The organism is Methylobacterium pseudosasicola (assembly GCF_900114535.1).
GTDB classification, from domain to species: Bacteria; Pseudomonadota; Alphaproteobacteria; order Rhizobiales; family Beijerinckiaceae; genus Methylobacterium; species Methylobacterium pseudosasicola.
In genome coordinates this window covers 268,557-292,927 of sequence record NZ_FOTK01000003.1, presented here as the reverse complement: position 1 = coordinate 292,927, position 24,371 = coordinate 268,557, and the positions used below count along the sequence as shown (strand labels likewise).

The 24,371-nt window shown below is 67.2% G+C and carries 21 protein-coding genes; 11 read left to right on the top strand and 10 right to left on the bottom strand.

Annotation, left to right across the window (positions count from 1 at the left end; genetic code table 11):
- The 4 genes from BM228_RS05205 to BM228_RS05190 all read left to right on the top strand — a co-directional run.
- The coding region (locus tag BM228_RS05205; protein WP_139234044.1) for an integrase core domain-containing protein at positions 1-272 on the top strand (272 nt) is incomplete at its 5' end.
- A 158-nt stretch (positions 273-430) separates the two neighbouring features.
- Positions 431-598, top strand: coding sequence for a hypothetical protein (locus BM228_RS34495; protein ID WP_167367654.1), 168 nt, complete (start codon positions 431-433; stop codon positions 596-598).
- A gap of 403 nt (positions 599-1,001) precedes the next feature.
- Positions 1,002-1,295 carry a hypothetical protein gene (locus tag BM228_RS05195; RefSeq protein ID WP_092037814.1) on the top strand — a complete coding sequence of 98 codons (294 nt, stop codon included), beginning with the start codon at positions 1,002-1,004 and terminating at the stop codon, positions 1,293-1,295.
- Between the two features lie 45 nt (positions 1,296-1,340).
- The gene (locus BM228_RS05190; RefSeq protein WP_092037812.1) at positions 1,341-1,838 is read left to right on the top strand and encodes a DUF892 family protein; all 498 of its coding nucleotides are present in this window, start codon (positions 1,341-1,343) and stop codon (positions 1,836-1,838) included.
- Positions 1,839-2,177: 339 nt separating this feature from the next.
- Here BM228_RS05190 and BM228_RS05185 read toward each other — a convergent pair whose 3' ends face one another.
- Positions 2,178-3,380: a flagellin N-terminal helical domain-containing protein gene (locus tag BM228_RS05185; protein ID WP_092037810.1), complete on the bottom strand. Its 1,203-nt coding sequence runs from the start codon at positions 3,378-3,380 to the stop codon at positions 2,178-2,180.
- 472 nt (positions 3,381-3,852) lie between these two features.
- Between BM228_RS05185 and BM228_RS05180 the strand changes: the two genes are divergently transcribed.
- A complete protein-coding gene (locus BM228_RS05180) occupies positions 3,853-4,497 on the top strand; it encodes a BA14K family protein (protein ID WP_092037808.1) in 645 nt (214 codons plus the stop codon).
- Between the two features lie 250 nt (positions 4,498-4,747).
- Here the strand turns inward: BM228_RS05180 and fghA are convergent, their stop codons facing one another.
- The 7 genes from fghA to BM228_RS05145 form a co-directional block, all read right to left on the bottom strand.
- On the bottom strand, positions 4,748-5,581 hold the full coding sequence (gene fghA / locus BM228_RS05175) for an S-formylglutathione hydrolase (RefSeq protein ID WP_092037806.1): 834 nt from the start codon (positions 5,579-5,581) through the stop codon (positions 4,748-4,750).
- A 178-nt stretch (positions 5,582-5,759) separates the two neighbouring features.
- Positions 5,760-6,896 (bottom strand): S-(hydroxymethyl)glutathione dehydrogenase/class III alcohol dehydrogenase, encoded by a 1,137-nt coding sequence (locus BM228_RS05170; RefSeq protein WP_007564512.1) that lies wholly within the window; start codon positions 6,894-6,896, stop codon positions 5,760-5,762.
- Positions 6,897-7,350: 454 nt separating this feature from the next.
- Positions 7,351-9,048, bottom strand: a complete 1,698-nt coding sequence (gene betA / locus BM228_RS05165; protein ID WP_092037804.1) for a choline dehydrogenase — start codon at positions 9,046-9,048, stop codon at positions 7,351-7,353.
- A gap of 107 nt (positions 9,049-9,155) precedes the next feature.
- Positions 9,156-10,625, bottom strand: coding sequence for a betaine-aldehyde dehydrogenase (gene betB / locus BM228_RS05160; protein WP_092037802.1), 1,470 nt, complete (start codon positions 10,623-10,625; stop codon positions 9,156-9,158).
- A gap of 40 nt (positions 10,626-10,665) precedes the next feature.
- A complete protein-coding gene (choV, locus tag BM228_RS05155) occupies positions 10,666-11,895 on the bottom strand; it encodes a choline ABC transporter ATP-binding protein (RefSeq protein ID WP_208611983.1) in 1,230 nt (409 codons plus the stop codon).
- Between the two features lie 11 nt (positions 11,896-11,906).
- Positions 11,907-12,764: a choline ABC transporter permease subunit gene (choW, locus tag BM228_RS05150; protein WP_092037800.1), complete on the bottom strand. Its 858-nt coding sequence runs from the start codon at positions 12,762-12,764 to the stop codon at positions 11,907-11,909.
- Between the two features lie 71 nt (positions 12,765-12,835).
- A complete protein-coding gene (locus BM228_RS05145; protein WP_092037798.1) occupies positions 12,836-13,780 on the bottom strand; it encodes a choline ABC transporter substrate-binding protein in 945 nt (314 codons plus the stop codon).
- Between the two features lie 305 nt (positions 13,781-14,085).
- Here BM228_RS05145 and betI point away from each other — a divergent pair, with 305 nt between their 5' ends.
- Positions 14,086-16,083: a transcriptional regulator BetI gene (gene betI / locus BM228_RS05140; protein WP_092037795.1), complete on the top strand. Its 1,998-nt coding sequence runs from the start codon at positions 14,086-14,088 to the stop codon at positions 16,081-16,083.
- A 17-nt stretch (positions 16,084-16,100) separates the two neighbouring features.
- On the opposite strand, the gene BM228_RS05135 is transcribed toward betI, so the two are convergent.
- Both BM228_RS05135 and BM228_RS05130 read right to left on the bottom strand, forming a co-directional pair.
- On the bottom strand, positions 16,101-17,051 hold the full coding sequence (locus tag BM228_RS05135) for a TorF family putative porin (protein ID WP_092037793.1): 951 nt from the start codon (positions 17,049-17,051) through the stop codon (positions 16,101-16,103).
- A 602-nt stretch (positions 17,052-17,653) separates the two neighbouring features.
- A complete protein-coding gene (locus BM228_RS05130) occupies positions 17,654-18,712 on the bottom strand; it encodes a GlxA family transcriptional regulator (protein WP_244537023.1) in 1,059 nt (352 codons plus the stop codon).
- 322 nt (positions 18,713-19,034) lie between these two features.
- Between BM228_RS05130 and BM228_RS05125 the strand changes: the two genes are divergently transcribed.
- Genes BM228_RS05125 through BM228_RS36070 form a run of 5 tightly spaced genes read left to right on the top strand, consistent with a single transcriptional unit; the run spans position 19,035 to position 24,287 of the window.
- Positions 19,035-20,288, top strand: coding sequence for a sarcosine oxidase subunit beta family protein (locus BM228_RS05125; protein ID WP_092037792.1), 1,254 nt, complete (start codon positions 19,035-19,037; stop codon positions 20,286-20,288).
- Positions 20,289-20,323: 35 nt separating this feature from the next.
- Positions 20,324-20,620 carry a sarcosine oxidase subunit delta gene (locus BM228_RS05120; RefSeq protein WP_092037790.1) on the top strand — a complete coding sequence of 99 codons (297 nt, stop codon included), beginning with the start codon at positions 20,324-20,326 and terminating at the stop codon, positions 20,618-20,620.
- Positions 20,620-23,607: a sarcosine oxidase subunit alpha family protein gene (locus BM228_RS05115; RefSeq protein WP_092037788.1), complete on the top strand. Its 2,988-nt coding sequence runs from the start codon at positions 20,620-20,622 to the stop codon at positions 23,605-23,607. Before BM228_RS05120 ends, BM228_RS05115 begins: the two co-directional genes overlap by 1 nt.
- Entirely contained in the window at positions 23,600-24,178 is a 579-nt protein-coding gene (locus BM228_RS05110) for a sarcosine oxidase subunit gamma (RefSeq protein WP_092037786.1), read from the top strand. Before BM228_RS05115 ends, BM228_RS05110 begins: the two co-directional genes overlap by 8 nt.
- The gene (locus BM228_RS36070; RefSeq protein WP_425284901.1) at positions 24,117-24,287 is read left to right on the top strand and encodes a serine dehydratase beta chain; all 171 of its coding nucleotides are present in this window, start codon (positions 24,117-24,119) and stop codon (positions 24,285-24,287) included. The genes BM228_RS05110 and BM228_RS36070 overlap by 62 nt, the downstream gene beginning before the upstream one ends.
- Positions 24,288-24,371: the final 84 nt, after the last annotated feature.

The following is a 24,371-nucleotide window of genomic DNA, read 5'->3' as shown; positions in this document are numbered from 1 at the left end:
CACCATGGGAGAATGGCTACGTCGAAAGCTTCAACGCACGGATTCGTGACGAACTTCTAAACGGCGAAATCTTCTACACACTCAGGGAGGCGCAGATCGTGATCGAAAGCTGGAGGCGGCACTACAACACCGTACGCCCGCACGCCTCACTGGGATACCGGCCGCCGGCACCGGAAGTGTTCATGCCAGCCTTCACCGCTTGGCCGGCTGCGCTCGCCCGACCAGCTCCGCCGGCCAAGCTACCCGTGGTGGAGCGGCCAACCGTGCACTAACTTTAGCCTTGGACCACCCCGTGGGGGCCGATCAACTCGGCCTTGCGGAAGATCATTCGGCATGGCGTCCCCCTTTGCTGTCGGGGAATCAATTTTCGAAGAAACGGCACGATGCTGTCGATCGGATTCCGTCAAATTTTAGTGCGGCAGGAAGACCGATGATCATTGTGATCATCCATCCTGAAAAATATCGAGTGTGCGCCAATGGCTACATGGTCGCCGTCGATAGCGTGCCGGTTTATGCGGAAACTTATCGTCGTCCTCTCGGAGGACATCGCGACGACGGCCAGCAAGCAGGACTCGCTTTTGTTCAATCGCCTGCTTGAGTTGGAGATGGACGCGGAGCGGCAGGGGGCGGAAGAAGCCTCGTGCCGCGTCATCGCCCGAGTACGTCGGATCGCGGGCGCTGCGGCATCCAAAGCGTACACGCCCACCCTGCGCGGCCATTGAGCGGCGGGTTCAGCCGCCATTGGTGAGCATGGCGCCGCCCCAGATGCGTTCGAGCCACTCCCGATGAGCGCTGGCGAAGGTAGCGGCCGACATGTTGGCGTTGCGGTCGCCGCGCGTCCGGCCGGCATGGCGTTCATCCCCGAGAACGATGGTGAGCCGGGGCTCGGTTCCGAAGGTGGAAGGGCTAATACCTCGCCACGCGAGCAGTTGTCACACCGGTTCGGCAGGAACATCGGTCTGAGGATCGCCTTCCCTCAGACCTGATAATCCGGAGAAACCGTGTCCAAAATTCTGAGCCTTGGCGTCGCCCTCGCGACCGTTACCTTGTCCGCGACCTTTGCATTTGCCGCGCCGTGCAATGTCGGCACCACGACGAATATGGCGGGCTCATCCAAGGACACCAGCTCGAACGTCGATGGCGGCACGACCGCCAAGGTGACCCCAGGTGCCAAGGGTGAGTCCCCGGGTACCGTGGGCGCGCTGAACAATGTCGGCGCCGCCAGTCTGAAGGATGACGGCTCGAAGAAGGCGCCCGAGGGTCAGCCCGTAAAGCCCGGCGCCGACAATTGCTGAACCTGCACGCCGACCACGTCGGATCATCCCGCGAAGGATCGAGTCATGAGCAACGTGAAGCAGGCGATGGACGTCTACCTGGATGGGTTGCGCAATCAGCACGCCGTCGAGATGCAGGCGGTCGGGACCATCCAGAATGAGATGCCCCGTATGGAGCCCTACCCGGATCTGTACGCGAAGATGAAGGCGGATCACGAGCGGTCGGTCACACAGGCCGCCCGACTTGACGATCTCCTCGCGAAACACGGATCGAGCAAGTCGGTGATCAAGCAGGCTGTCACCGGCGCCGTCGCCACGGTCGCGGGCTTCATCCATGTCGGTGCGGACGACGAAGTGCTGAAGAACGTCCTCGCGGCCATCGGCTACAAGGCCTACGAGATCAGCTCCTACAAGGTGCTGCTGGTTCTCGCCGATGCTGCAGGCGCTGGTGACGACAAACCGACGCTCGAGCAGTCGATGAAGGAAGAGCAGGAGATGGGCGATTGGCTCGGCAGCAACCTGCCGAACCTCGTTCAGGCCTATCTGGGATGGAAATCCGCGTAGCGCGGTGTGGGTGTCCTCTGCCTACACGTGATCGGTTCCGGTAGGGGCCGAGCCCACAGCGAGCCTTCCTGCGGGCTCGTCTAAGCCCTGCTCGACTTGGCTTTTGCCTCGCCTCCGGGCTTCGCGTTTGAGAAAACCCGCCCGGTTCACCGGCGCGGGCTTTTTCGTGGCCCGCCTCCGCTGGTTGGTTTGGTTATCCAAGCAGGCTTGGCACGAGAAGACGCGTGCCGGCGCCGCAACCCGAACACGGCATGTCCGTAGCCGCCATTCTATCGGCTGATGTGCAAAAACAAGCGGCCGGGCGAGGCCCGGCCGCTTCGATGTCGATGCGGCCGGTGCTTAGCGCAGCAGCTGCAGGATGCCCTGCTGGGCGGTGTTGGCCAGCGACAGGGCCGAGATGCCCAATGACTGGCGGGTCGACAGGGCCTGCGAGTTCGCAGCCTCTTGGTTCAGATCCGCCGCCGTCAGGTTCGACGAGCCGGTGTCGAGGACATTGACGAGGTTCTTTGTGAAATCCTGACGGTTCTGCACCACCGACAGGTTCGAACCGAAGGTCGACGCGTCGGTCCGCAGCTGACTCGATGCCGTCGTCAGCTTGTTCAGGGTGGTGTTGATGTCGGCGTTGAGCAGGAAATTGCCTTGACCAATCGCCGATGTCTTGGCCGACGTGCTGGTGATTGCGGTCAGGCCGAGGCCGCTCGAGGTCTCGTCGGTGGCGGTGACCTGAAGGTTCGAGTTGCCCTTCGGGTTGAAGTTGATCGTCAGGTTGTTGTTGTCGCTCTTGCCGTTGATCAGGTTCGTGCCGTTGAAGCTCGAGTCGCCGGCGAGCTGATCGATCTGGGTCAGCAGGCTGTTATACTGGGAGGCGAGCGTCGCCCGGGCCGAGACGCCCGATACGCTGAGGTCCGAGCTCTGACTTGCCATCGTGGTCAAAGTGCTCGTTCCGTAACTGGGGCCGGAATTCGCGGTCCCAGCCGCAAAACCAAGAGCTGTCTGGCTAGGGGTGTCCTTGAACTCCACGTCGGCAGACGCATTCATGACGACCTTTGTGCCGTCGGTGCTCTTCGTGAAACTACCGGCGCCTACAGCCGTGTTGAGCTTGGTAAGGGTCTGATCGATCGTGTCGCCGGTCGCTAGCGAAACGGTGGTGGCGGCGCCGTTGATATAGAGGTTCAGGGTAGCGGCGCCCGTCGGGGCGACATAGGCGCTTGAGGCGGTGCCTGTGGTGGTGATCTGGGTGGACAGGGCCTGGTTGGCGACCGACTTGGCCTGATCGACTAGCTTCTGGATCGAGGTGATGCCCTGGTTGGCGGCCTGGATCGCCTGGATACCGTTGGAAATACCGTCAAGCAGGTTGCCGAGATCGCCCGAACGCTGGCTGAGCGACTGGGCGGTGAAGAAGTTGACCGGGTTGTCGAGGGCCGAAGAAACCTTCAGGCCGGTGGAGAGCCGGTTCTGGGTGGTCGCGGTCAATGCGGCCGTGTCCTGCAGCGAGAGCAGGTTCTGGCGGGTGGCGGCCGTGAGGGTGACGCTGGAAGACATTGAAACGCATCCATTTTCGGGCGTGCACCGCTTTTTTGCACCTTAAGATGAACAGATTATTATCAACATCGAACGAAAATAAATAACGCTCGAACGAAAACAAGTTTAATAAGCCTGATTATGGTTTAGGCTCGGATCGTAAGCCGCAGACGATCGCCGCCGACCTTGGACACGGCTCCGGTAGGGGGCGATCGCGAGCGGTCGAGGATGCGGCGCGCAGGGTTGACCGCTTCCAGGGTCACGCGGGCAAAGCCGCAAGACCGCCCATCCTCGCGCCTGGACGGCGAGCGGGCCGATGCGAAGTCGGCTCTTCAAAACGATCAGTAAAAACCCATATTTCGACGCTTAACGCGTTCCAATCAAAGCGTTAAATTACGATTTTTGAATAGTGACGGAATGTAGCAAAGACGATTCGGCTGACGAGGCGTTGTCCTATCAGAGAGAGCGCTCGCTCCTGAATTGGTAGGATACCATGAAGCGGACAATTCTGAGTACGGCTGTGATAGCCGGTGCCCTGGCAATGCTTCCGATCACGGCCGATGCGCGTGGCGGTTTCGGCGGCGGCGGCTTCCATGGCGGTGGCTTCGGTGGCGGCGGTTTCCGTGGTGCTGGACTCGGCGGCGGCGGCTTTCGAGGCGGTCACGGCTTGGGCGGCGGCTTCGGCGTCGGAGGCAACCGCTTCGGCGGTGGCGGTCTGGCCGGTCGTGGCTTTGGTGGACGCGCTGGCTTCGGCGGCGGCGGGTTTCGTGGGGCAGGCTTAGCCGGCAACCGTGGGTTCGGCGGTCGCGGCTACGGCAGGGGCTACGGATATGGCCGGGGCTATGGCTATGGCGGATTAGGCCTCGGCGTTGGCCTCGGCTTGGCCGGAGCGGGGCTCGGCTATGGTTATGGGGGTTTCGGCGACGGTTACTACGGCACGGAGTATGGGCCCGCCGGATATGGTGGATACGGTGGCGGTTATGCACCTGCCGGCTACGGTCAGGATTACGGCGCCGTCGAGACGGAAGCGGCGCCTGCCAGCAACTCAGTCAGCTACTGCGTTCAGCGCTTCCGGTCGTATGACCGTCGCAGCGGGACCTACCTGGGCAACGATGGTCACCGCCATTCCTGCCCGTAAGGACCTCTCCAGTTCTTGACGTCGCTACCGCATAACAGAGGCCCCTCAGCCATGACGCTGAGGGGCCTTTTGCCGTCCTAAGCCGCTGCGGTTTCCTTGGGCTTCCGCAGCCGGGCAGCATGCTTCCGCTTCTTAAGGCGGCCGAGCCGCCGAGACGGGCTCCGCGGATGGATCAGCGACCAGCGGAAAGCACACCGATGGGGTTCGCCGGCCTCTGTCGAGCCCCGCTACCCCTGTCGCTACGGCGCCATCACTTCAGGCGCGCGGCGGCCCAGGCGATGTGGTCGGCCATGAAGGTCGAGATGAAGAGGTAGGAGTGGTCGTAGCCCTCGCGCATGTTGAGGGTCAGGGCGATGCCGGCCTTCTTGCAGGCCTCCTCCAGCAGCCAGGGACGCAGGCCGTCCTGCAGGAAGCTGTCGGCGGTGCCCTGATCCACCAGGAATTCGGGGAAGCGTTTGCCGTCCTCGATCAGCGCGGTGGCGTCGTGGGCGCGCCAGGCGGCCGAGTCGGACCCGAGATACTTCTCGAAGGCGGGCTTCGACCAGCCGGCCGTGGAGGGCTGGGCGATCGGCGCGAAGGCGGAGCAGGACTTGAAGCGCTCAGGGTAGGTCAGCGCGATGGTCAGCGCCCCATGGCCGCCCATGGAATGGCCGAAGATGCCCTGGCGGGTCATGTCGGCGGGGAATTCCTTCGCGATGAGCGCCGGCAACTCCTCCGTGACGTAGCTCCACATCCGGTAGTTCTTGTCGTAGGGCGCCTGCGTGGCATCCAGATAGAAACCGGCGCCGGAGCCAAACTGCCAGTTGCCCTCCTCGTCGGCGATGCCGGGGCCGCGTGGGCTGGTATCCGGGGCCACGATGATCACGCCGTGCTCGGCCGCCGCGGCCCGGTACTCGCCCTTGTCCATGACGTTGGCGTGCGTGCAGGTGAGGCCCGACAGGTACCACAGCACCGGGACCGGGCCGGTCTCGGCCTGGGGCGGCACGAACACCGCGAAGGTCATGGAGCAGCCCGTGGTCTGGGCATCGTGCTTGTAGACGCCCTGCGTGCCGCCATGGGCGCGGGCCTTCGAGACGGTTTCCATCAGCTGTGATCTCCTGCTCGGGAGGCGAAGGCCCCGCTCCGAGGCTGAGCCACGGGCTTGAGGCTTCGAGAATGCGGGGTGGCGCTCGGATCCGTCGGATCGCGCATCGGGAACGATCCGCGCAGCCGCCGGGGCTCCCCTCCCTCACGGAAGGAGAAGAGCCCCGGATGTGCCTAGCTCAGTAGACGACGACGGAGCGGATCGACTTGCCCTCATGCATGAGGTCGAAGCCGTGGTTGATCTCGTCCAGCGGCATGGTGTGGGTGATCAGATCGTCGATGTTGATCTTGCCCTCCATGTACCAGTCGACGATCTTCGGCACGTCCGTGCGGCCACGGGCGCCGCCGAAGGCCGAGCCCTTCCAGACGCGGCCGGTGACCAACTGGAACGGACGGGTCGAGATCTCGCGGCCGGCCTCGGCCACGCCGATGACGATCGATTCGCCCCAGCCGCGATGGCAGCACTCAAGGGCCTGGCGCATCACGTGGACGTTGCCGGTGCAATCGAAGGAGAAATCAGCGCCGCCGCCCGTGAGATCGACGATGGCCTGGACCACCTTGTCGGTGCCGATCTCGCTCGGGTTGATGAAGTCGGTCATGCCGAACTTGCGGGCCATGGCCTGCTTCTCCGGGTTGATGTCGACGCCGATGATCTTGTCCGCCCCGACCATCCGGGCGGCCTGGAGCACGTTGAGGCCGATGCCGCCGAGACCGAACACCACCACGTTGGCGCCGGGCCAGACCTTGGCGGTGTAGATCACCGCGCCGATGCCGGTGGTCACGCCGCAGCCGATGTAGCAGATCTTGTCGAACGGGGCATCTTCACGGATCTTGGCCAGCGCGATGGCGGGCAGGACCGTGAAGTTCGAGAAGGTCGAGCAGCCCATATAGTGGAACACGGTGTTCGATCCGGAGGGGCTACCGCCGGTGGAGACGCAGGAGAAGCGGCTCGTGCCGTCCGGCATCACGCCCTGGCCCTGGGTCGCGCGGATCGCGGTGCACAGGTTGGTGCGCTGCGACAGGCAGGACTTACAGTTGCGGCATTCCGGCGTGTAGAGCGGGATGACGTGGTCGCCGGGCTTCAGCGTGGTGACGCCGGCGCCGACCTCGCGGACGATGCCTGCGCCCTCATGGCCGAGGATCGCCGGGAACTTGCCCTCGGAATCGAGGCCCGAGAGGGTGTAGGCGTCGGTGTGGCAGATGCCGGTGGCCATCAGCTCGACGAGAACTTCGCCGGCCTTGGGCCCTTCGATGTCGATGGTCTCGATCGTGAGAGGCTTCTTGGCTTCCCACGCGACCGCGGCGCGCGTCTTCATCACGTGTTCCTAGTGTCTGGATGATCACGGACGGCGTCGAACGGCCGACTCTTCGGCGCACCTCGCTCAAGGGCTGTGCACCGAACGGTCCGAAAATCTGTCGCGTGTGTGATGCTTCTTGCGCCGGGATGCAACGTCTGCGTCCGGGTTTCGGGCATGCCCACACGATTTGCTTCCCACGATACGCGACCAGTAACGCCATACGCCTAGTGCGTGTCGGCTGCCGGTTTGGATCGGTACATCCCGACCAGCGTTCAGCGAATGAGGCCGGTACGGCAACTTCGATGCGTGCGGCCCCGGGGGAGCGATGGCGAACCGAATGCCTTCTAGCCTCCGCTTTCGCCGGGGTGATCAGGGCGTGCCGATGCAGGGTCGACGCGCCCGGCAGCCGCACGTGATGGGTGTCATCCGACGTGAGGGGCCGCCGCGAAGCCGCGCCCGTGCCGGGCAGCTCTCAGGCCGCACGGGCGGGGGAACGGCGGACCGGTGACTCGCCCGCGACCAGGTAAGGCGCGTCGCTGCGTGGCAACGGCTGCCGGCCCCGGATGCGGTCGGCGATCTTCTCGGCGATCATGATGGTCGGCGCGTTGAGGTTGCCGGTCACGATCAGGGGCATGATCGAGGCGTCGACCACGCGCAGGCCCTCGAGGCCATGCACCCGCCCCTGGGCATCCACCACGGCCATGGCGTCCGTGCCCATCTTGCATGAGCACGAGGGGTGATAGGCGGTCTCCGCGTGGGCACGCACGAACGCGTCGATCTCGGCTTCGCTGCGCAGGTCCGCACCCGGACTGATCTCGCGGCCGCGATAGGGGCCGAGTGCCGGCTGCGCCATGATCTCGCGGGTGATGCGGATCGCGTCGCGGAACTCGCGCCAATCCTGATCCGTCGACATGTAGTTGAACAGGATGCTGGGGTGATCGCCGGGATCGCGGGAGGTGAGCCGGATGCGGCCGCGGCTCGGCGAGCGCATCGACCCGACATGCGCCTGGAAGCCGTGGGTCTTGATTGCGTTGCTGCCGTTGTAATTGATCGCCAGCGGGAGGAAATGGTATTGTAGGTTCGGCCAAGCAAAGTCCTGGCTGGAGCGAATGAAGCCGCCGGCTTCGAACTGGTTGCTGGCTCCGATCCCGGTGCCGGTGAATAGCCACCGGGCCCCGATCAGCGGCTGATTGTAGAACTTCAGCGCCGGCGCGAGGGATACGGGTTTCAGGCATTCGTACTGGATGTAGATCTCGAGGTGGTCCTGGAGGTTTTCCCCGACCCCCGGGAGATCCAAGACGACCGGGATGTCGAGGCCGCGGAGCCAATCGGCCGGGCCGACGCCGGACCGCTGGAGGATCTGCGGCGAGGCGATCGCCCCCGAGCATACCAGCACCTCGCGGCGCGCCCGGGCTCGGGTCGCCCCGCCCCCCCCGTGCCGATACGCCACCCCGGTCGCCCGGTTCCCCTCGAACAGGACCCGATCGGTCAGGGCATGGGTGACGATGGTGAGGTTCGGCCGCGCCCGCGCCTGGTCGAGGTAGCCGCGGGCCGTGCTGGAGCGGCGCCCCTTCGGCGTCACGCTCCGGTCCATCGGGCCGAAGCCTTCCTGCTGGTAGCCGTTCAGGTCGGCGGTGCGCGGGTAGCCCGCCTGCACCCCGGCCTCGATCATCGCCTCGAACAGGACGTTGCGGCCGGGCTTCGCGGTGGTCACGCTCAAGGGGCCGTCGCCGCCATGATAGGCATCGGGTCCGATGTCGCGGCTCTCCGCCTTGCGGAAATACGGCAGGCAATCGTGGTAGGACCAGTCGGACAGGCCCGGCTGCTGCGCCCAGCCATCGTAGTCGAGGGCGTTGCCGCGAATGTAGCACATGCCGTTGATGAGCGAGGAGCCGCCGAGCCCCTTGCCTCGGCCGCATTCCATGCGGCGGCCGTTCATGTGGGGCTCGGGATCGGTCAGGTAGGCCCAATTGTAGCGCCGCCCCTGAAGCGGGTAGGCGAGCGCCGCCGGCATCTGGGTGCGGAAGTCGATGCGGTAATCGGGGCCGCCGGCCTCCAGCAGGAGCACCGTCGTGTCGGGATCCTCGGTGAGCCGGGTCGCCAGGACATTGCCGGCCGAGCCGGCACCGACGATGATGAAGTCGTATTCGCTGACGCGCGTCTGAGGCATGGTCTCGGGTCCGTTATGGCGCCGACGGCCGGGGCGGTCGAACGCGGCTCGATCCGGGCGGGGGCGGGCGGCGCGCATGACGGCGCGGTCCCGCAGGGCGGCCTCCGTCAGAACAGCGGTGCGAAGTCGCCCAGCTCGACCTGGATCGACTTGGTGCGGGTGTACCGGTCGAGGCCCTCGATCCCGTTCTCGCGGCCGAGTCCCGATTGCTTGGTCCCGCCGACCGGCATCTCGGGGGGCGACTCGCCCCAGGTGTTGATCCAGCAGATGCCGGCCTGGAGGCCGTGCACGACCCGGTGGGCCTGGACGAGGTCGCGGGTGACGACCCCCGCGGCGAGGCCGTAGCGCGTGGCGTTGGCCCGGGCGAGGGCCTCGTCCACGCTCTCGTAGCTCAGCAGGGTCATCACCGGCCCGAAGATCTCCTCGCGGACGATGTCCATGTCGTCGTGGCAATCGGTGAAGACCGTGGGGGCGACGTAGGCGCCGGCGGCGAAGCGACCCTCGATGGCCTGACCACCGGTGAGGAGGCGCGCGCCCTGATCGACACCCGAGCGGATGAAGGCGAGCACCTTGTCCCGGTGGGCATGGCTCGCGAGCGGACCGAAATTCGTGGCCTCGTCCAGGGGATCCCCCAGCCGGATGCGCGCGACACGTGACAGGATCCGGGCCTCGAACGCCGCCGTGAGCGGCCGGGGGATGAAGACCCGCGTCCCGTTGGTGCAGACCTGGCCCGAGCTGAAAAAGTTTGCCGCCACCGCGATGTCGGCGGCGCGGTCGAGGTCGGCATCGTCGAGCACGATCAGCGGCGACTTGCCGCCGAGCTCCATCGTCACCTCCTTGAGGGTCGAGCCGGCGGCCCCGGCCATGACCTTGCCGCCCGTGGCGGTGCCGCCGGTGAACGACACCTTCGCGATCGCCGGATGCTCGGTAAGCCAGGCGCCGATCTCGCTGCCGAATCCCGGCAGGACGTTGAAGACGCCGTCGGGCAGGCCGGCCTTCGTATAAAGCTCGGCGAGCACGAGGGCGGTGAGGGGCGTCACCTCGCTGGGCTTGAAGATCATGGCGTTTCCCGCCGCGAGGGCGGGGGCCGATTTCCACAGGGCGATCTGGATCGGGTAGTTCCAGGCGCCGATGCCGGCCACGATCCCGAGGGGCTCGCGGCGCGTGTAGACGAAGGAACTCTCCCGCAGGGGGATCTGCCGGCCCTCGATGGAGGCCGCGAGACCCGCGTAATATTCTAGGACGTCGGCGCCCGTGGCGATGTCGACCGCCCGGGTCTCGGCGATCGGCTTACCGGTATCGAGGCTTTCGAGGCGGGCCAGCGCGTCGTTGCCCTCGCGCAGGAGCGCGACGGTGCGCATCAGGACCCGGCCGCGCTCCCGGGCCGGCGTCGCGGCCCATTCGGCCTGCCCCCGAGTCGCGGCCGTGATCGCGTCTTCGAGGTCGTCGCGGGTGGAATGCTCGATCTCGGCCAACGTCTCGCCGTTCGCCGGATTGATCGAACGGAACGTGCGGCGCCCGGCCTGCCCGGCGGGGCGGCCGCCGATGAAGGGGCGGCAGATTTCTGAGTTCAGCATGGCAGGCGACTTCGCGTGATCGTAGCGGGAGGCGATCCCATCAGGGGTTCGGCAAGCCGTTGTTCTGGAGGAGACCCCGGTAGATCTCGGTGTGGTCGCACAGGCCGGCGAGGCGGCCGAGCTCGTCGATGAAGACGATCGGGTAGGGTGAGCGCAGGCGCAGGTCGATCGCGGCCCGGAGCGGCAGCGTCATCGGGGCGACGATGACCCGTCCGGGATCGCCGCAAGCCCCCGTCGTGTCGGCGAAGCCGAGGGCCTCCTGGCGCCCGCCGATATGCGCCATGATCGGGCGTTCGTTCACGCAGACGCTGACGCGCACCCCGCCGCTCCCGTCGAGGAGCACTGTATCGCCGTCCCGCCGGAGCGCCGAGAGCGGCGTCATGACGGTCCCGCTGTCCAGCACCTCCAGCGGGTTCATGTGCTTGACGAACTCGGCCACGTAGGCGTTAGCCGGCTTGAGGACGATGTCGGTCGGGGTGCCGAACTGGACGACGTGGCCGCCATCCATGATGGCGATGCGGTTGCCGAGCTTGAGCGCTTCCCCGAGGTCGTGGCTCACGAACACGATCGTCCGGTGGAGCTTGCGCTGCAAGTCGAGCAGGTCGTCCTGCAGCTTGTCGCGGATCAGCGGGTCGAGGGCCGAGAACGGCTCGTCCATCAGCAGGATGTCGGCATCCGTCGCGAAGGCCCGGGCGAGGCCGACGCGCTGCTGCATGCCGCCGGACAGTTCCTGGACCGGCTTGTCGGCCCAGTCCGCGAGGCCGACCATCTCCAGCTTCTCGTCGACCACCCGCCGCCGCTCGGCGACCCGCACGCCCCGCAATTCGAGGCCGAAGCCGACATTGTCGCGCACGCTGCGCCAGGGCAGCAGGCCGAATTGCTGGAACACCATCGAGACGGTGTTGAGCCGGACGTCGCGCAGCATGGCCGCGTTGCACCGGGTCAGGTCGACGGCCTCGCCCCGGTGCCGGACGACGACGCTGCCGCGCGCCACCCGGTTCAGCCCGTTGATCGCCCGCAGGACGGTCGACTTGCCCGAGCCGGACAAGCCCATCAGCACGCAAATCTCGCCGGGCTTGACGTCGAGATTGACCTTGAAGGTTCCCATCAGGGCGTCGACCCGCTCGCGGATCTGTTGTCGGGTTGCGCCCTGGTCGGACAGCGCCAGCGCCGCCTTGACGCTGCGACCGAACACGATGTCGACGTCCCGCAGCGCGACCGCGCTCTCGGTCTCGGTCTCTGCCGGGGCGGCTTGTGAGAAAGCTTTCATGTCGATGATGCTCATCGGGCGGCCCTTTGGCGGCGCGGCACGGGCCGCTTGCACACGCGGTCCAGGATGATCGCCAGCACCACGATCGCCAGGCCGGCTTCGAAGCCCATGGCGATGTTGACGGTGTTGAGGGCCCGCACCACCGGCTTGCCGAGGCCGTCGGCGCCCACCAGGGCGGCGATCACCACCATCGAGAGGCTCAGCATGATGCACTGGGTGATGCCGGCCAGGATGGTCGGCATCGCGCTCGGCAGCTCGACCTTGAACAGCATCTGCCACCGGGTCGCGCCATAGGCGAGGGCAGCCTCCCGCAGGCTCGGCGGGACCGAGGCGATTCCGAGCTGCGTCAGGCGGATCGGGGCCGGCAGGGCGAAGATTACCGTCGAGATGATCCCCGGCACGGTCCCGAGCCCGAACAGCACAAGGGTCGGGATGAGGTAGACGAAGGTCGGGATCGTCTGCATCAGGTCCAGGAGCGGACGGATCACCGCGTAGAGCATCGGCCTGTGCGCCGCCAGGATCCCCACCGGCACGCCGATCAGGACGCAGGTCGCCGTCGACCAGACCACGAGGGACAAGGTCTCGATCGCGGCCTCCCAGTAGCCGAGATTCACCACGAGGAGCAGCGAGGCGACGATGAACAGGGCGAGGCCGACCGAGCGATGCAGGAGATAGGCGCCCGCCGCGAACACGCCGATCAGGGCGAGCGGGGGGATGGCCAGGAGCGCGTCGGTCAGACCCTGCACCATCGCGCTGAGCACCAGGGAGGTCAGGTCGAAGGCGGCCTGGGCGTGGCGGTTCAGGAAGTCGACGCCGTACTTGAGCCAGATCCCGAGCGAGATCTTGTGAGACACGATCCAGTCGTACATGAGCGCTATCCGCCGAATGACTTCACGGACGTGCCGCCGGCATCGGCTGCCGGTGACACAGGGTCAGGGCGTCACTTCAGGCTCGCCTGCTCGGCGGGCAGGGCGGGCTTGCCGTCGAGCGTCTCGACGCCGGCGAGCCAAGGCTTCCAGGCGTCGGGATTGGCCTTGAGCCATTTGTCGGCGGCCTTGTCGGGCTCGAGCCCATCGAACAGGATCGAGCTCATGACGACGTTCTCGATCTGGAGATCGAAGGTCAGGTTCTTGAAGAAGCGGCCGAGATTCGGGCACTCGGCGGCATAGCCGGCGCGGAGATTCGTGAAGATCTCCGCGCCGCCATAGTTCGGCCCGAAGGTGTCGTCGCCCCCCGACAGGTAGCGGATCGGGAACTTGGTGTTCATCGGGTGGGGTTCCCAGCCGAGGAACAGGATCGGCTCCTTGCGCTGGATCGCCCGGTCGACCTGGGCGAGCATGCCCTGCTCGCTCGATTCGACGAGGTCGAAGCTGCTGAGATTGTAGGTGTTGTCATTGATGATCGTCAGGATCGTCCGGTTGCCGTCGTTGCCGGGCTCGATGCCGTAGATCTTGCCCTTGAGTTCCCGGCGGAACTTGGCGATGTCCGAGAAGCTCTTCAGGCCCGCTTCGTAGAGATAGGCCGGCACCGCGAAGGTGTACTTCGCCCCCGTCAGGTTCGGCCCGAGGACCTCGATCGCGTGCTTGTCGAGGTAGGGCTTCCGGTCCGCCTCCATGGTGGGCATCCAGTTGCCCAGGAAGACATCGACGTTCTTCGCGCCGAGCGAGGCGTAGGTGACCGGGACGGACAGGGTTTGGGTCTTCGGTGCGTAGCCGAGGCCGGACAGGATGCGCGAGGCCAGCGCCGTCGTCGCCGCGATGTCAGTCCAGCCGACATCGGCGAACCTCACGGTCTTGCAGGATGCCGGGTCCGCTGCAGCCGCGCCGACGCAGGAGGCTATTCCGAGCGTTACGCCAAGAAGGAGTCGAGTCGCACACGTGCACATGATGCCCCCTCGTGCCGAGACCCGCGTTTGTAACTGTTCCGGGTCTATTGAACGTTCATTCAATAGATCGAATCACGGGAAGTCACGCACTATTTTTCAGCTTTGTGCTGCAATGCGAGCAAAAATGCATTTAATTTGTGCGCCGCACTGCCGCATCACATTGGTATGAGCGGGCCTATGCAGTGCGCTGTGGCCAGGCGATGCCGGCATGGACATTGCCACCGACACAGATTTGAATGGCCGTTCAATACGCGATCGATCATCGGAGTTGCGAACGATCCGGCCGTTCTGGCGCAAGGACTGCGATGACCTCTTCGAGCCCGATGCAGACCTTCGAGGCGGCGCGCCGCCGCCACTTGGTCGAGGCGACGATCGAGACGCTGGCGGAGGTCGGGTTCAAGGCCGCCTCCCTCAGCGAGATCGCCCGCCGGGCGAACGTCTCCGCCGGCCTCTTCGCCCATTATTTCGGCGATAAGGACGGCCTCCTCGAAGCGACCCTGCGCTTCATGGCGGCCCGCCTCGCCAGCGCGACCGCCCGGAAACTCGCGGCGTCCAGGACCCGGCGCGAACGGCTTTACGCGGTCTGCGACGCCGCCCTGGCCGACGAGGAGTTCGACCGGCGCACCAGCGCCGTGTGGCTCGCGTTCTGGAGCCAGATGGCCCATTCGAAGCGCTACCAGCGCATCCAGGCGATCTACCAGCGCCGCATGATCACCAACCTGCGCCACGGCCTGCGGGGCCTGGTGGCGGATCCGTGCCTGTCGCTCCACGCCACCATGATCGCCGCGATGATCGACGGGCTTTGGCTGCGCTCCCACGTCATGACCGCGACGCCGCGCGAGGCCGGCCCCGACGGGGCGGCCGTCCGCGCTGTGGTGCACGCATTCATCGACGGCCTGCTCGCCGGGGGGGATGGGGCGGCCGAGGCCGGCGCGCCGCGACCCATCTGCGTGACGCCGCCCTGCGCCCCGCGGGAGACCGTCTGGCATCTCAGTCCCGTCACGGGCGAGGAGATCGCCCGTTTCCTGCCCGCCGGCCCGGCGGAGATCCGGGGGGCCGTCCACGATGCGCGTCAGGGCCTTGCCGCGTGGCGCGCGGTCGGGGGAGCGGAGCGCGCCCGAGTCCTGTACCGCTGCGCCGAATTCCTGAGGGCCGAGGGGCCCGACCTCGCACGCCTCGAGACCCGCGAGACCGGCCGCCCCATCCGGCATACGGGCGGCTCCGATCTGCCGGACGCGATCCGCACGCTCGAATACGCCGCCGGGCTTGCCGAACGGACCGGGGCGACCCGAACCGACCTGGGGATGGGCCGGTTTGGCCATCGGCGCCAGGAGCCCCGCGGCGTCGCCGCCGCCTTCGGGCATTGGAGCGCCGCGATCCTCGGCCTCTGCGAGCAGGCGGTCGCCCTGGCCTACGGGAACGCGGTTGTTTTCGCCGCCGACCCGGGCGCCACACAGACGAGCCTGCGCCTCGCCGACCTCTTCGGCCGGGCGGGGCTCCCGGAGGGCGCTTTGACGGTGCTCTGCGCCGACGGAGAAACCGCGCGCCTGCTGCGGGCCGATCCCGGCCTCCTCCTGGAGCCCGACGACGCGGACGCGACGAGCGACCGCGACCTCGGCGCGGGCCTGGGCCGCAGCAAGGCCGCCACGATCGTCCTGCCGGGCTGCGACGCCCCGCGGGTCGCAGCTGCGCTCCTGCACGGCGGCCGACGCTGGCTGCGATCGACCTTCGCCGGCCAGGCGCGGGTCTATGTCCATGCCGAGGCGCGGGTGGCGTTGCGCAGGGCCCTGCAGGCCGCCGCCGCCAGGATGCGCGTCGGCGATCCGCTGGATCCGGCAACTGAGGTCGGCCCGGCACATTCCCCCGCCCATGCCGCCGGGCTGGACGCAGCCCTGCGCGCCGACCTCGAAGCCGGCGCGGAGCTGATCTACGGGGGCGGGCGCCGGCCGGGTCCTATCATCCTCGATCGGTGTACGAATGCGATGGCCCTCGTGCGTGGGCACAGCTTCGCTCCGATCGTGGCGCTGGTCCCGTTCTCGGACGAAGCCGCGCTCGGTGCGGGTCTCGCGAATCCCGGGCTTCGGGCCGGAATTTTTGCGGGTGATCCGGACCGGGCATGGCGGATGGCGAACGCCCTCGACGCCGCGTTCTGCGCCATCAACGATTGCGCGACCGGGTCCGACGCCGGATGTCCCCCGGGCGGATCGGCCGCCTTCGCCGACTGGTCGGTCTCCGCCGATCCGGATCGCAGCCTCTCGCGTATCGCGCGGATCGTCAGCCAGGAGGGGCCGCTTCCGGCCTGATCCCGCCTTGGGCAATCCTACGGGACCGCCGGCCCCTCGGCGTCGCTCGTCCGGGCGGGGACGGAGGGCGCAACCGTGTCCTCCTTGGCGAAGACGCCGGGATCCTTCGACGTCGCATCGAAGGACAGCGTCGCGACGAAGGCCGCGCCGCACCAGTTGGACCGGAAGGTGCCGTTGAAGATGCTACGCGGATCTGCGGTGATCGTCCCGCACTGGCTGCGCGTCATCGTCGTGTCGTGGAAGCGCAGGTCCAGGGTGATGTTCTTCGCCGTGTAGGCGATGCCGACGTTTCCATAGCTGTAATCGGGCAGGCGGAACCGGCCGAAAGAAGCGTTCGTGGTTCCGAGGAAGTAATGCCCCACTTCCGACGAGATCAGAACCCCGCTCGGCAGGACCCCGAAGGTGCCTTCGGGAACGGCGTACTTCATGATGCCCGCGACGTAGGTCCCCGGCGCGTGGGTCCCGAAATAGCTCGGCGAGGTGTAGACGTTGACGCCGAGGGTGAGGGCGTCGTTGACGGCGTAGGCCGCCTTGCCGGCGAACTCATAGTAATCCGCGTTGTTGGCCGTGTAGATGGTGCCGTCCGGCCCGATGAGCGCCCGCTCGTTCGGATAGTTGTAGAACAGGTAGCCCAGATCGAAGGTCCAGGCCCCGAATGTCGGCCTGATCCCGCCGGAGAAATCCATCTCCATGAAGGGGCGGTTCGGCAGCGTCAGCGATTCGCCGGCAATTCCCACATAGGCGAAGCCGTCGAGCATCTGGAGTTCGAGATAGCCCTGCACCCCGGGATGGTGATTGGTCTGCGAGATCCCGCGCGAATTGTAGTCCGTGACGGCACGAAAGCCGAACGACGCGGATACGGCCTGCGGATCGACGATCGGTGCCGAGGGCGGCGCGTCGGCGGCGCGGCCGAGGCCCGGCAGCATTGACGTGAGAAGTACAGCGAGGCATACAGGACGAGCGGACATTGTATTCCTTGCAAAAATCAGCTCTTGAAGCCAAAATTCGCGGATAGAAATAATCGATCGGCTCAAGCAAAATCGCCAAGCCATCTCTAATATGGGCGCACAAAGCAGATACCGTGCGTCGGCTACTGAGGATGGAGCATTTCCTCTTGCCGCTTGTCACGCGTTCAATATGAAAAATTTTCGCTGATGGGCGGATGATGCAGATGTGCATCATTGGTTATTCTTTGGGCCGAATTGATTCAGGTGATAAAATATAAGATGCTTTAGTACAACATCGTGCGGGTCGATTTATTGCTGAACATCATTCATTGCTTATATTATTGGGAAGTAAATCTATTCTAAAAATCCTTGCATTGCGTTCGGGGCAGAACCCCGAGAGGTTTGATCTTCAGTCGGCGAATCCCGGCCGGACGGAAGCGGTGTCAGTGATCGCTGGCGCAGTCGTCCCTGGCAGATGAAACGCTCGCCCGTCCCGGCCGCCTGGAAAGTCTGGAGAAGGTGATCCGGGAGCAAGCGGCACGATCGAACAGCAAGGTCGCGGCGCGCGAACGCTCCGCGTCATCGCATGCCGTGTTTCGGATCGCATCCCGCTCGGGCCGGCATTACCCGCCGGCCATCTCGCTGCGCCGTTCCGGATCCGGCCCTGGGACCACTACGCTTTGATGGGCCGAGAGCTTCCGCTCGGCGCTCGGCGGCCGGCCGAAATGGTCGACATAGGCCTTCGAGAAGTGCGAGGCGGAGGTGAAGCCGCATTCGATCGCGATGGTGAGCAGCGGCATCGCGGATTGGCGGATCAGGCGGCGCGCGTGCTCCAGGCGGATGCTCAGGTAGTGGCGGGCCGGCGAGCAGCCGAGATATTTCAGGAACAGGCGTTCGAGCTGTCGCCTCGAGAGGTGCACGGTGTCGGCCAACGCCTGGCTCCCGAGGGGCTCGGCGAAGGTCTCCTCCATGAGCCCCACCACCTGCAGGAGCTTCGGATGGGCGATCCCGAGGCGCATCCGCAGATCCATCCGCTGACGCTCGCCGGCCTCGCGGATGCGGTGGTGGATCAGCTGGTCGGCGACGTCGGAGGCGAGGGCCGGCCCGTGGTCGCGCACGATCAGCGAGAGCATCATGTCCGCCGCCGCCGTGCCGCCGGCACAGGTGAAGCGGTTGCGGTCGATCTCGAACAGGTCCGAGCCGATCTCCAGGGCGTCGTACTCCGAGGCGAGGCTCGCGCGGTTCTCCCAGTGGATCGTCGCCCGGTAGCCGTCGAGGAGCCCGGCCTTGGCCAGCACGTAGGTGCCGGTGCAGACCGCGCCGATGGCCGCGCCGCCGACGCTGCTCCGGCGCAGGGTCGCCTGGAGCGCGCGGTGGTCGGGGCGGTGGATGTCGAGGCCGCCGCAGACGATGAGCATGTCGAGGCCCTGAGCCTCGGCGAAGGTGCCCGACACTCTGACCTCGATGCCGTTCGAGGCTGCGCAACTTCCGCCCTGCTCAGACCACAGCGAGTAGCGGTACAGCTCCCGCCCGGCGGCCCGGTTGGCGAGGCGCAGGGGCTCGATCGCCGAGGTGAAAGCGATCATCGAGAACTGCGCCACGAGCATGAAGCCGACGGAAATCGCCTCCGCCGCCGGGGCACGCCCGTCGCCGATCGGCCCTACCGCCCACGTCTCACGCATCGCCTGACCTTCTACGCCAACCGGAGCCCGCGCGGCCGAAGTCGATACCGGTTCGGTGTCAGCGAGCGCGTCGAATCACGACCTTGGAACCCCATCCGATCGCAGCGCGGTCGGGTGCGGCCCTGAAGCGAGAATCGTTCCAGGATAGTCCGAACCGGCCCGGAATCGTAGTCGCTCCCGCGGATCGCGAGGGGGCGCTCGCAGGCTGCCCACACCGGGCGGGGAAGCGCCCGGCGTCGCAAATCTCAAACTCGCGGTCGCCGTCGAGAAAGCCGCGCCCGGACGGCCAACCGATGATCGGGCATACCAGCGAGGCTGACCGATGCGCCGCTTTTCCCTCACGTCGCTGCTCTCGGAATCCCTGACGGGACACGAGGGCTGGGGCCGCCAGTGGCGCGACCCGCAGCCGAAGGCCTCCTACGACGTCGTCATCGTCGGCGGCGGCGGCCACGGCCTCGCGACGGCCTATTACCTCGCCACCGTTCACGGCATCACGAACGTCGCGGTGCTGGAGAAGGGCTGGATTGGCGGCGGCAATACCGGCCGCAACACCACGATCATCCGGTCCAACTACCTCTACGACGAGAGCGCAGCCCTCTACGAGCACGCCCTCAAGCTGTGGGAGGGCCTGTCGCAGGAGCTGAACTACAACGTCATGTTCTCCCAGCGCGGCGTGTTGATGCTCGCCCACAACCTGCACGACGTTCAAAGCTTCAAGCGCCACGTCTACGCCAACCGTCTCAACGGCATCGACAACGAGTGGCTCTCCAAGGAAGCGTGCAAGGCCTTCTGCCCGCCGCTCGAGATTTCGGGGAGGCTGCGCTACCCGGTGCTCGGCGGCGCCCTGCAGCGCCGGGCCGGCACCGCCCGTCACGACGCCGTCGCCTGGGGTTACGCCCGCGGCGCCGATGCCCGCGGCGTCGACATCATCCAGAACTGCGAGGTGACGGGCATTCGCCGGGACGCATCCGGTGCGGCCGTGGGCGTCGAGACGAGCCGCGGATTCATCGGCGCCGGCCGGGTCGGCGTGGTGGCCGCCGGCCATACCACCACCGTGATGGCGATGGCCGGGGTGCGGATGCCGTTGGAGAGCTACCCGCTCCAGGCCCTCGTGTCGGAGCCGGTGAAGCCTGTCTTTCCCTGCGTCGTGATGTCGAACGCGGTCCACGCCTACATCTCGCAATCCGACAAGGGCGAACTCGTCATCGGCGCCGGCACCGACCAGTACACGTCCTACAGCCAGCAGGGCGGCCTGCACATCACCACCCACACGCTCGACGCGATCTGCGAGCTGTTCCCGCGATTCACCCGCATGCGCATGCTGCGCTCCTGGGGCGGCATCGTCGACGTCACGCCCGACCGCTCGCCGATCATCGGCAAGACGCCCGTACCGAACCTGTTCGTCAATTGCGGCTGGGGCACCGGCGGCTTCAAGGCGACGCCGGGTTCCGGCCACGTCTTCGCCCACACACTGGCGACGGGCGATCCGCACGCGGTCAACGCCCCCTTCACCCTCGACCGCTTCCGCACCGGACGCTTGATCGACGAGGCCGCCGCGGCGGCCGTCGCGCACTGATTGCCCCGCCTCCTCCCCACGCGACGAGACGCCCGATGCTGCTGATCGCCTGCCCGTATTGTGGAAACCGCCCCGAGACCGAGTTCCGGTGCGGCGGCCAAGCCCATATCGCCCGGCCCGCCGACCCGACCGCGCTCGATGACGACGCCTGGAGCGCGCATCTCTTCGTCCGGGCGAACCCCCGCGGCATCCATGCCGAGCGGTGGTGCCATGCCCATGGCTGCGGGCGCTGGTTCAATGCCCTGCGGGACACGGTCAGCGACCGCTTCCTCGAGACCTATCCAGTGGGCGCCCAGCCCTCCCGCTCCATCGAGACCGAGGCGAGGGCGTGATGGCGCAGCAGTTCAGACTGTCCCGGGGCGGCCGCATCGACCGATCGCGCCCCATCGCCTTCGCGTTCAACGGCCGCACCGTCCAGGGTTTTCAGGGCGATACCGTCGCCTCGGCCCTGCTCGCCAACGGCATCCACCTGGCCGGCCGCTCGTTCAAGTACCATCGCCCGCGGGGGATCCTGAGCCACGGCCCGGACGAGCCGAGCGCCCTGCTGTCGGTGGATCGCGGCCCGGGCCGGATCGACCCGAACAACCGCGCCTCCGTGGTCGAGGCCTACGAGGGCCTCAAGACCCGCTCGCAGAACCACTGGCCGTCGCTCGCCTTCGACGTGGGCGCGGTCAACGACCTGCTGTCGCCGGTCTTCGTCGCGGGCTTCTACTACAAGACCTTCATGTGGCCCCGGACATTCTGGGACCGGGTCTACGAGCCCGTTATCCGCGCGGCGGCCGGCCTCGGCAAGGCGCCGGAAGAGCCCGATCCCGACCGCTACGCCAACCGCCACGCCCATTGCGACGTGCTCGTGGTCGGCGCGGGACCGGCGGGCCTCGCTGCGGCGCTGGCGGCGGCCAAGACCGGCAAGCGAGTGATCCTCGCCGACGAGGGGGCCGAGCCCGGCGGCAGCCTCCTCCACGACCTCACCTCCGAGATCGACGGGCGCCCGGCCGCCGAATGGCTGCGGGCGACGCTGGCTGAGCTCGATGGCCGCGAGAACGTCATCCTGCTGCCGCGGACCACGGCCTTCGGCTATTGCAACCATAACCACGTCGCGCTCACCGAGCGCGTCACCGACCATCTTCCCACGGGGGCGTCGCAGGCGCCCCGCGAGCGGCTATGGCAGGTGCGCGCGGGTGAGGTCGTCCTGGCCGGCGGGTCGCACGAGCGGCCCCTCGTCTTCGCCGACAACGACCGGCCCGGCATCCTGCTCGCGGAGAGCGTGCGGGTGTTCGTCAACCGCTACGGCGTGCTGCCCGGTCGGCGCATCGTCTTCGCGACGAGCGGCGCATCGGCCTACACGGCGGCGCTGGACGCGAAGGCGGCCGGGGCCGAGGTAACCCTGGTCGATCTCCGCCTCGAACCGGATTGCGGATCCGGTCCGGCGCGCCTGCGGGCAGCCGGCATTCCGGTGCTGACCGGCCACACGGTGGTCGGGTCCAAGGGCCGAAAGCGCGTCACGGGCCTGCTCGTGGCGCCGATCGGGAGCGACGGCCGGTGCGGCGGCCGTCGCCTTCTCCCCTGCGATTGCGTCGGCATGTCGGGCGGCTGGACTCCGGCTGTGCACCTGTTCTCGCAATCCCGCGGCAAGCTCGTCTACGACGCCGAACGCGACGCGTTCGTGCCCGGCAGTTCGGCCCAGGCCGAGCGCTCGGCCGGCGCGGCCAAGGGCACCTACGATCTCGCCGCCTGCCTTAACGAGGGCGACGCCGCCGGCGCAGAGGCCGCGGGCTCCCTGGAGCGGCGCGCCTTCACGGCGACGTCGACCCCGACCGGATTTCAGCCGGTGAGGATCATGCCGACGGACGCCAACCCGGCCAAGGTCCGCGCCTTCGTGGACTTCCAGAACGACGTCACCGCCAAGGACATCAAGCTCGCGGTGCGCGAGGGCTTCCAGTCGATCGAGCACGTCAAGCGCTACACCACCACCGGGATGGCGACCGACCAGGGCAAGACCTCGAACATGAATGCGCTCGGCATCGTCGCCGGGCAGCTCGACAAGACGCTGCCGGGGGTGGGCACCACGACCTTCCGCCCGCCCTACACGCCGGTGACCTTCGGGACGCTCGTCGGCCCGGCGCGCCACGCCCTGTTCGACCCGATCCGCACCACGCCGATTCACGACTGGGCGGAAAGCCACGGCGCCCTGTTCGAGAACGTCGCCCTGTGGCGGCGCGCCTGGTATTTCCCGAAGCCCGGCGAAGACCTGCACGCGGCGGTCGCCCGCGAATGCAAGGCGGTGCGCGAGGGAGTCGGCATCTTCGATGCCTCGACGCTCGGCAAGATCGAGATCGTCGGCCCGGACGCCGCCGAGTTCATGAACCGGGTGTACATCAACCCCTGGGCGAAGCTCGAACCAGGCCGTTGCCGCTACGGGCTGATGCTGAAGGAGGACGGCTACATCCTCGACGACGGCGTCGTCGCCCGGGTGTCGCCGGAGTGCTTCCACGTCACCACCACCACCGGCGGCGCAGCCCGGGTGCTGGCCCACATGGAGGACTACCTCCAGACCGAGTGGCCGGACCTGCAGGTGTTCCTGACCTCGACCACCGAGCAATGGGCGGTGATCGCGCTCCAGGGGCCGAAAGCGCGGGCGGTGATCGAGCCTCTGGTCGACGGGATCGACCTCTCGCCTGAAGCCTTCCCGCACATGGCGATGCGCTCGGGGACCATCTGCGGCGTGCCGACCCGGCTGTTCCGGGTCTCCTTCACTGGCGAGCTCGGCTTCGAGATCAACGTTCCCTCGGACAACGCGCTCGCCGTCTGGGAGACGGTCATGGAGGCCGGACGGCCCTACGGGATCACGCCCTACGGCACCGAGACGATGCACGTGCTTCGCGCCGAGAAGGGCTACATCATCGTCGGCCAGGAGACGGACGGGACGGTGACCCCGGACGATGTCGGGCTCGCCAGCATGATCGCCAAGGCGAAGAAGGACTTCGTCGGCAAGCGCTCGCTCGCCCGACCCGACGTGGTCGCCGCCGGACGCAAGCAGCTCGTCGGCCTCGTCACCGACGACCCGAAGCTTGTCCTGGACGAAGGGGCCCAGGTGGTCGCCGACCCGGACCAGCCGATCCCGATGCGGATGCTCGGCCACGTCACGTCGAGCTATTGGAGCGCGAACTGCAACCGCTCCATCGCCCTGGCGCTGGTCGCCAACGGGCGCGAACTCGTCGGCCGCACCCTCCACGTCACGACCCCGGACGGCTTCGCCGCGGCGCGCGTCGCGGAGCCGGTGTTCTTCGATCCCAAGGGGGAGCGCATCAATGCTTGAGGTCCGCTACCGCACCGCCCGCGCGCTGCCGCTCGGCCGCCCGGAAACCACTGCCCCGGACCGGTCCGGCATCCTGATCCGGCCCGCGGACGCGGAGGCGCGCCTGACGCTGCGCGTGCGCGATCCCGGCCGGTCGGCGGCGGACCTGCTCCTCGACCGCCCGATCAACACGGTCGCGGGGGACGAGGGGCGCTGGATCGCCCGCCTCGGACCCGACGAGTGGCTGATCGGCACCGCCGAATACGAGGCGGATGCTCTGGCCGCGACGATCGCGGCCGACCTCGCGGGGAAGGCCCACGCCCTCGTCGATATCTCGCATCGCAATGTCGGCATCGACTTGAGTGGCGCCCACGCTGCCATCGCCCTCAATGCCGGCTGCCCGCTCGACCTCGGCGAGGCCGGCTTCCCCGAGGGCAGCGCCACCCGCACCCTGCTCGGCAAGGCGGAGATCGTCCTGATCCGCCGGCCCGGACCGAGCCCGCGCTACCGCGTGGAGTGCTGGCGCTCGTTTGCCACCTACGTGCACGGCTTCCTGCAGGAAGCCGCCTTCGGGGTCGGACACGGAGAGTAAAGGACGGCGGAACGAATCACCGCGCGATAATCAGCGCCTTCGATCTGTTCGAGATCTCGGGATCGGCCCATCGAGTTCGCACACGATCGGCCCAATGGTTGCCGCATGACGCTTCCGCGCGCATCGCCGCCCGGACCGACGTGGCGATCTTGCTCGGCCTCCTCGGGCCCGAGCCCGCCACCGTCGATCCGGA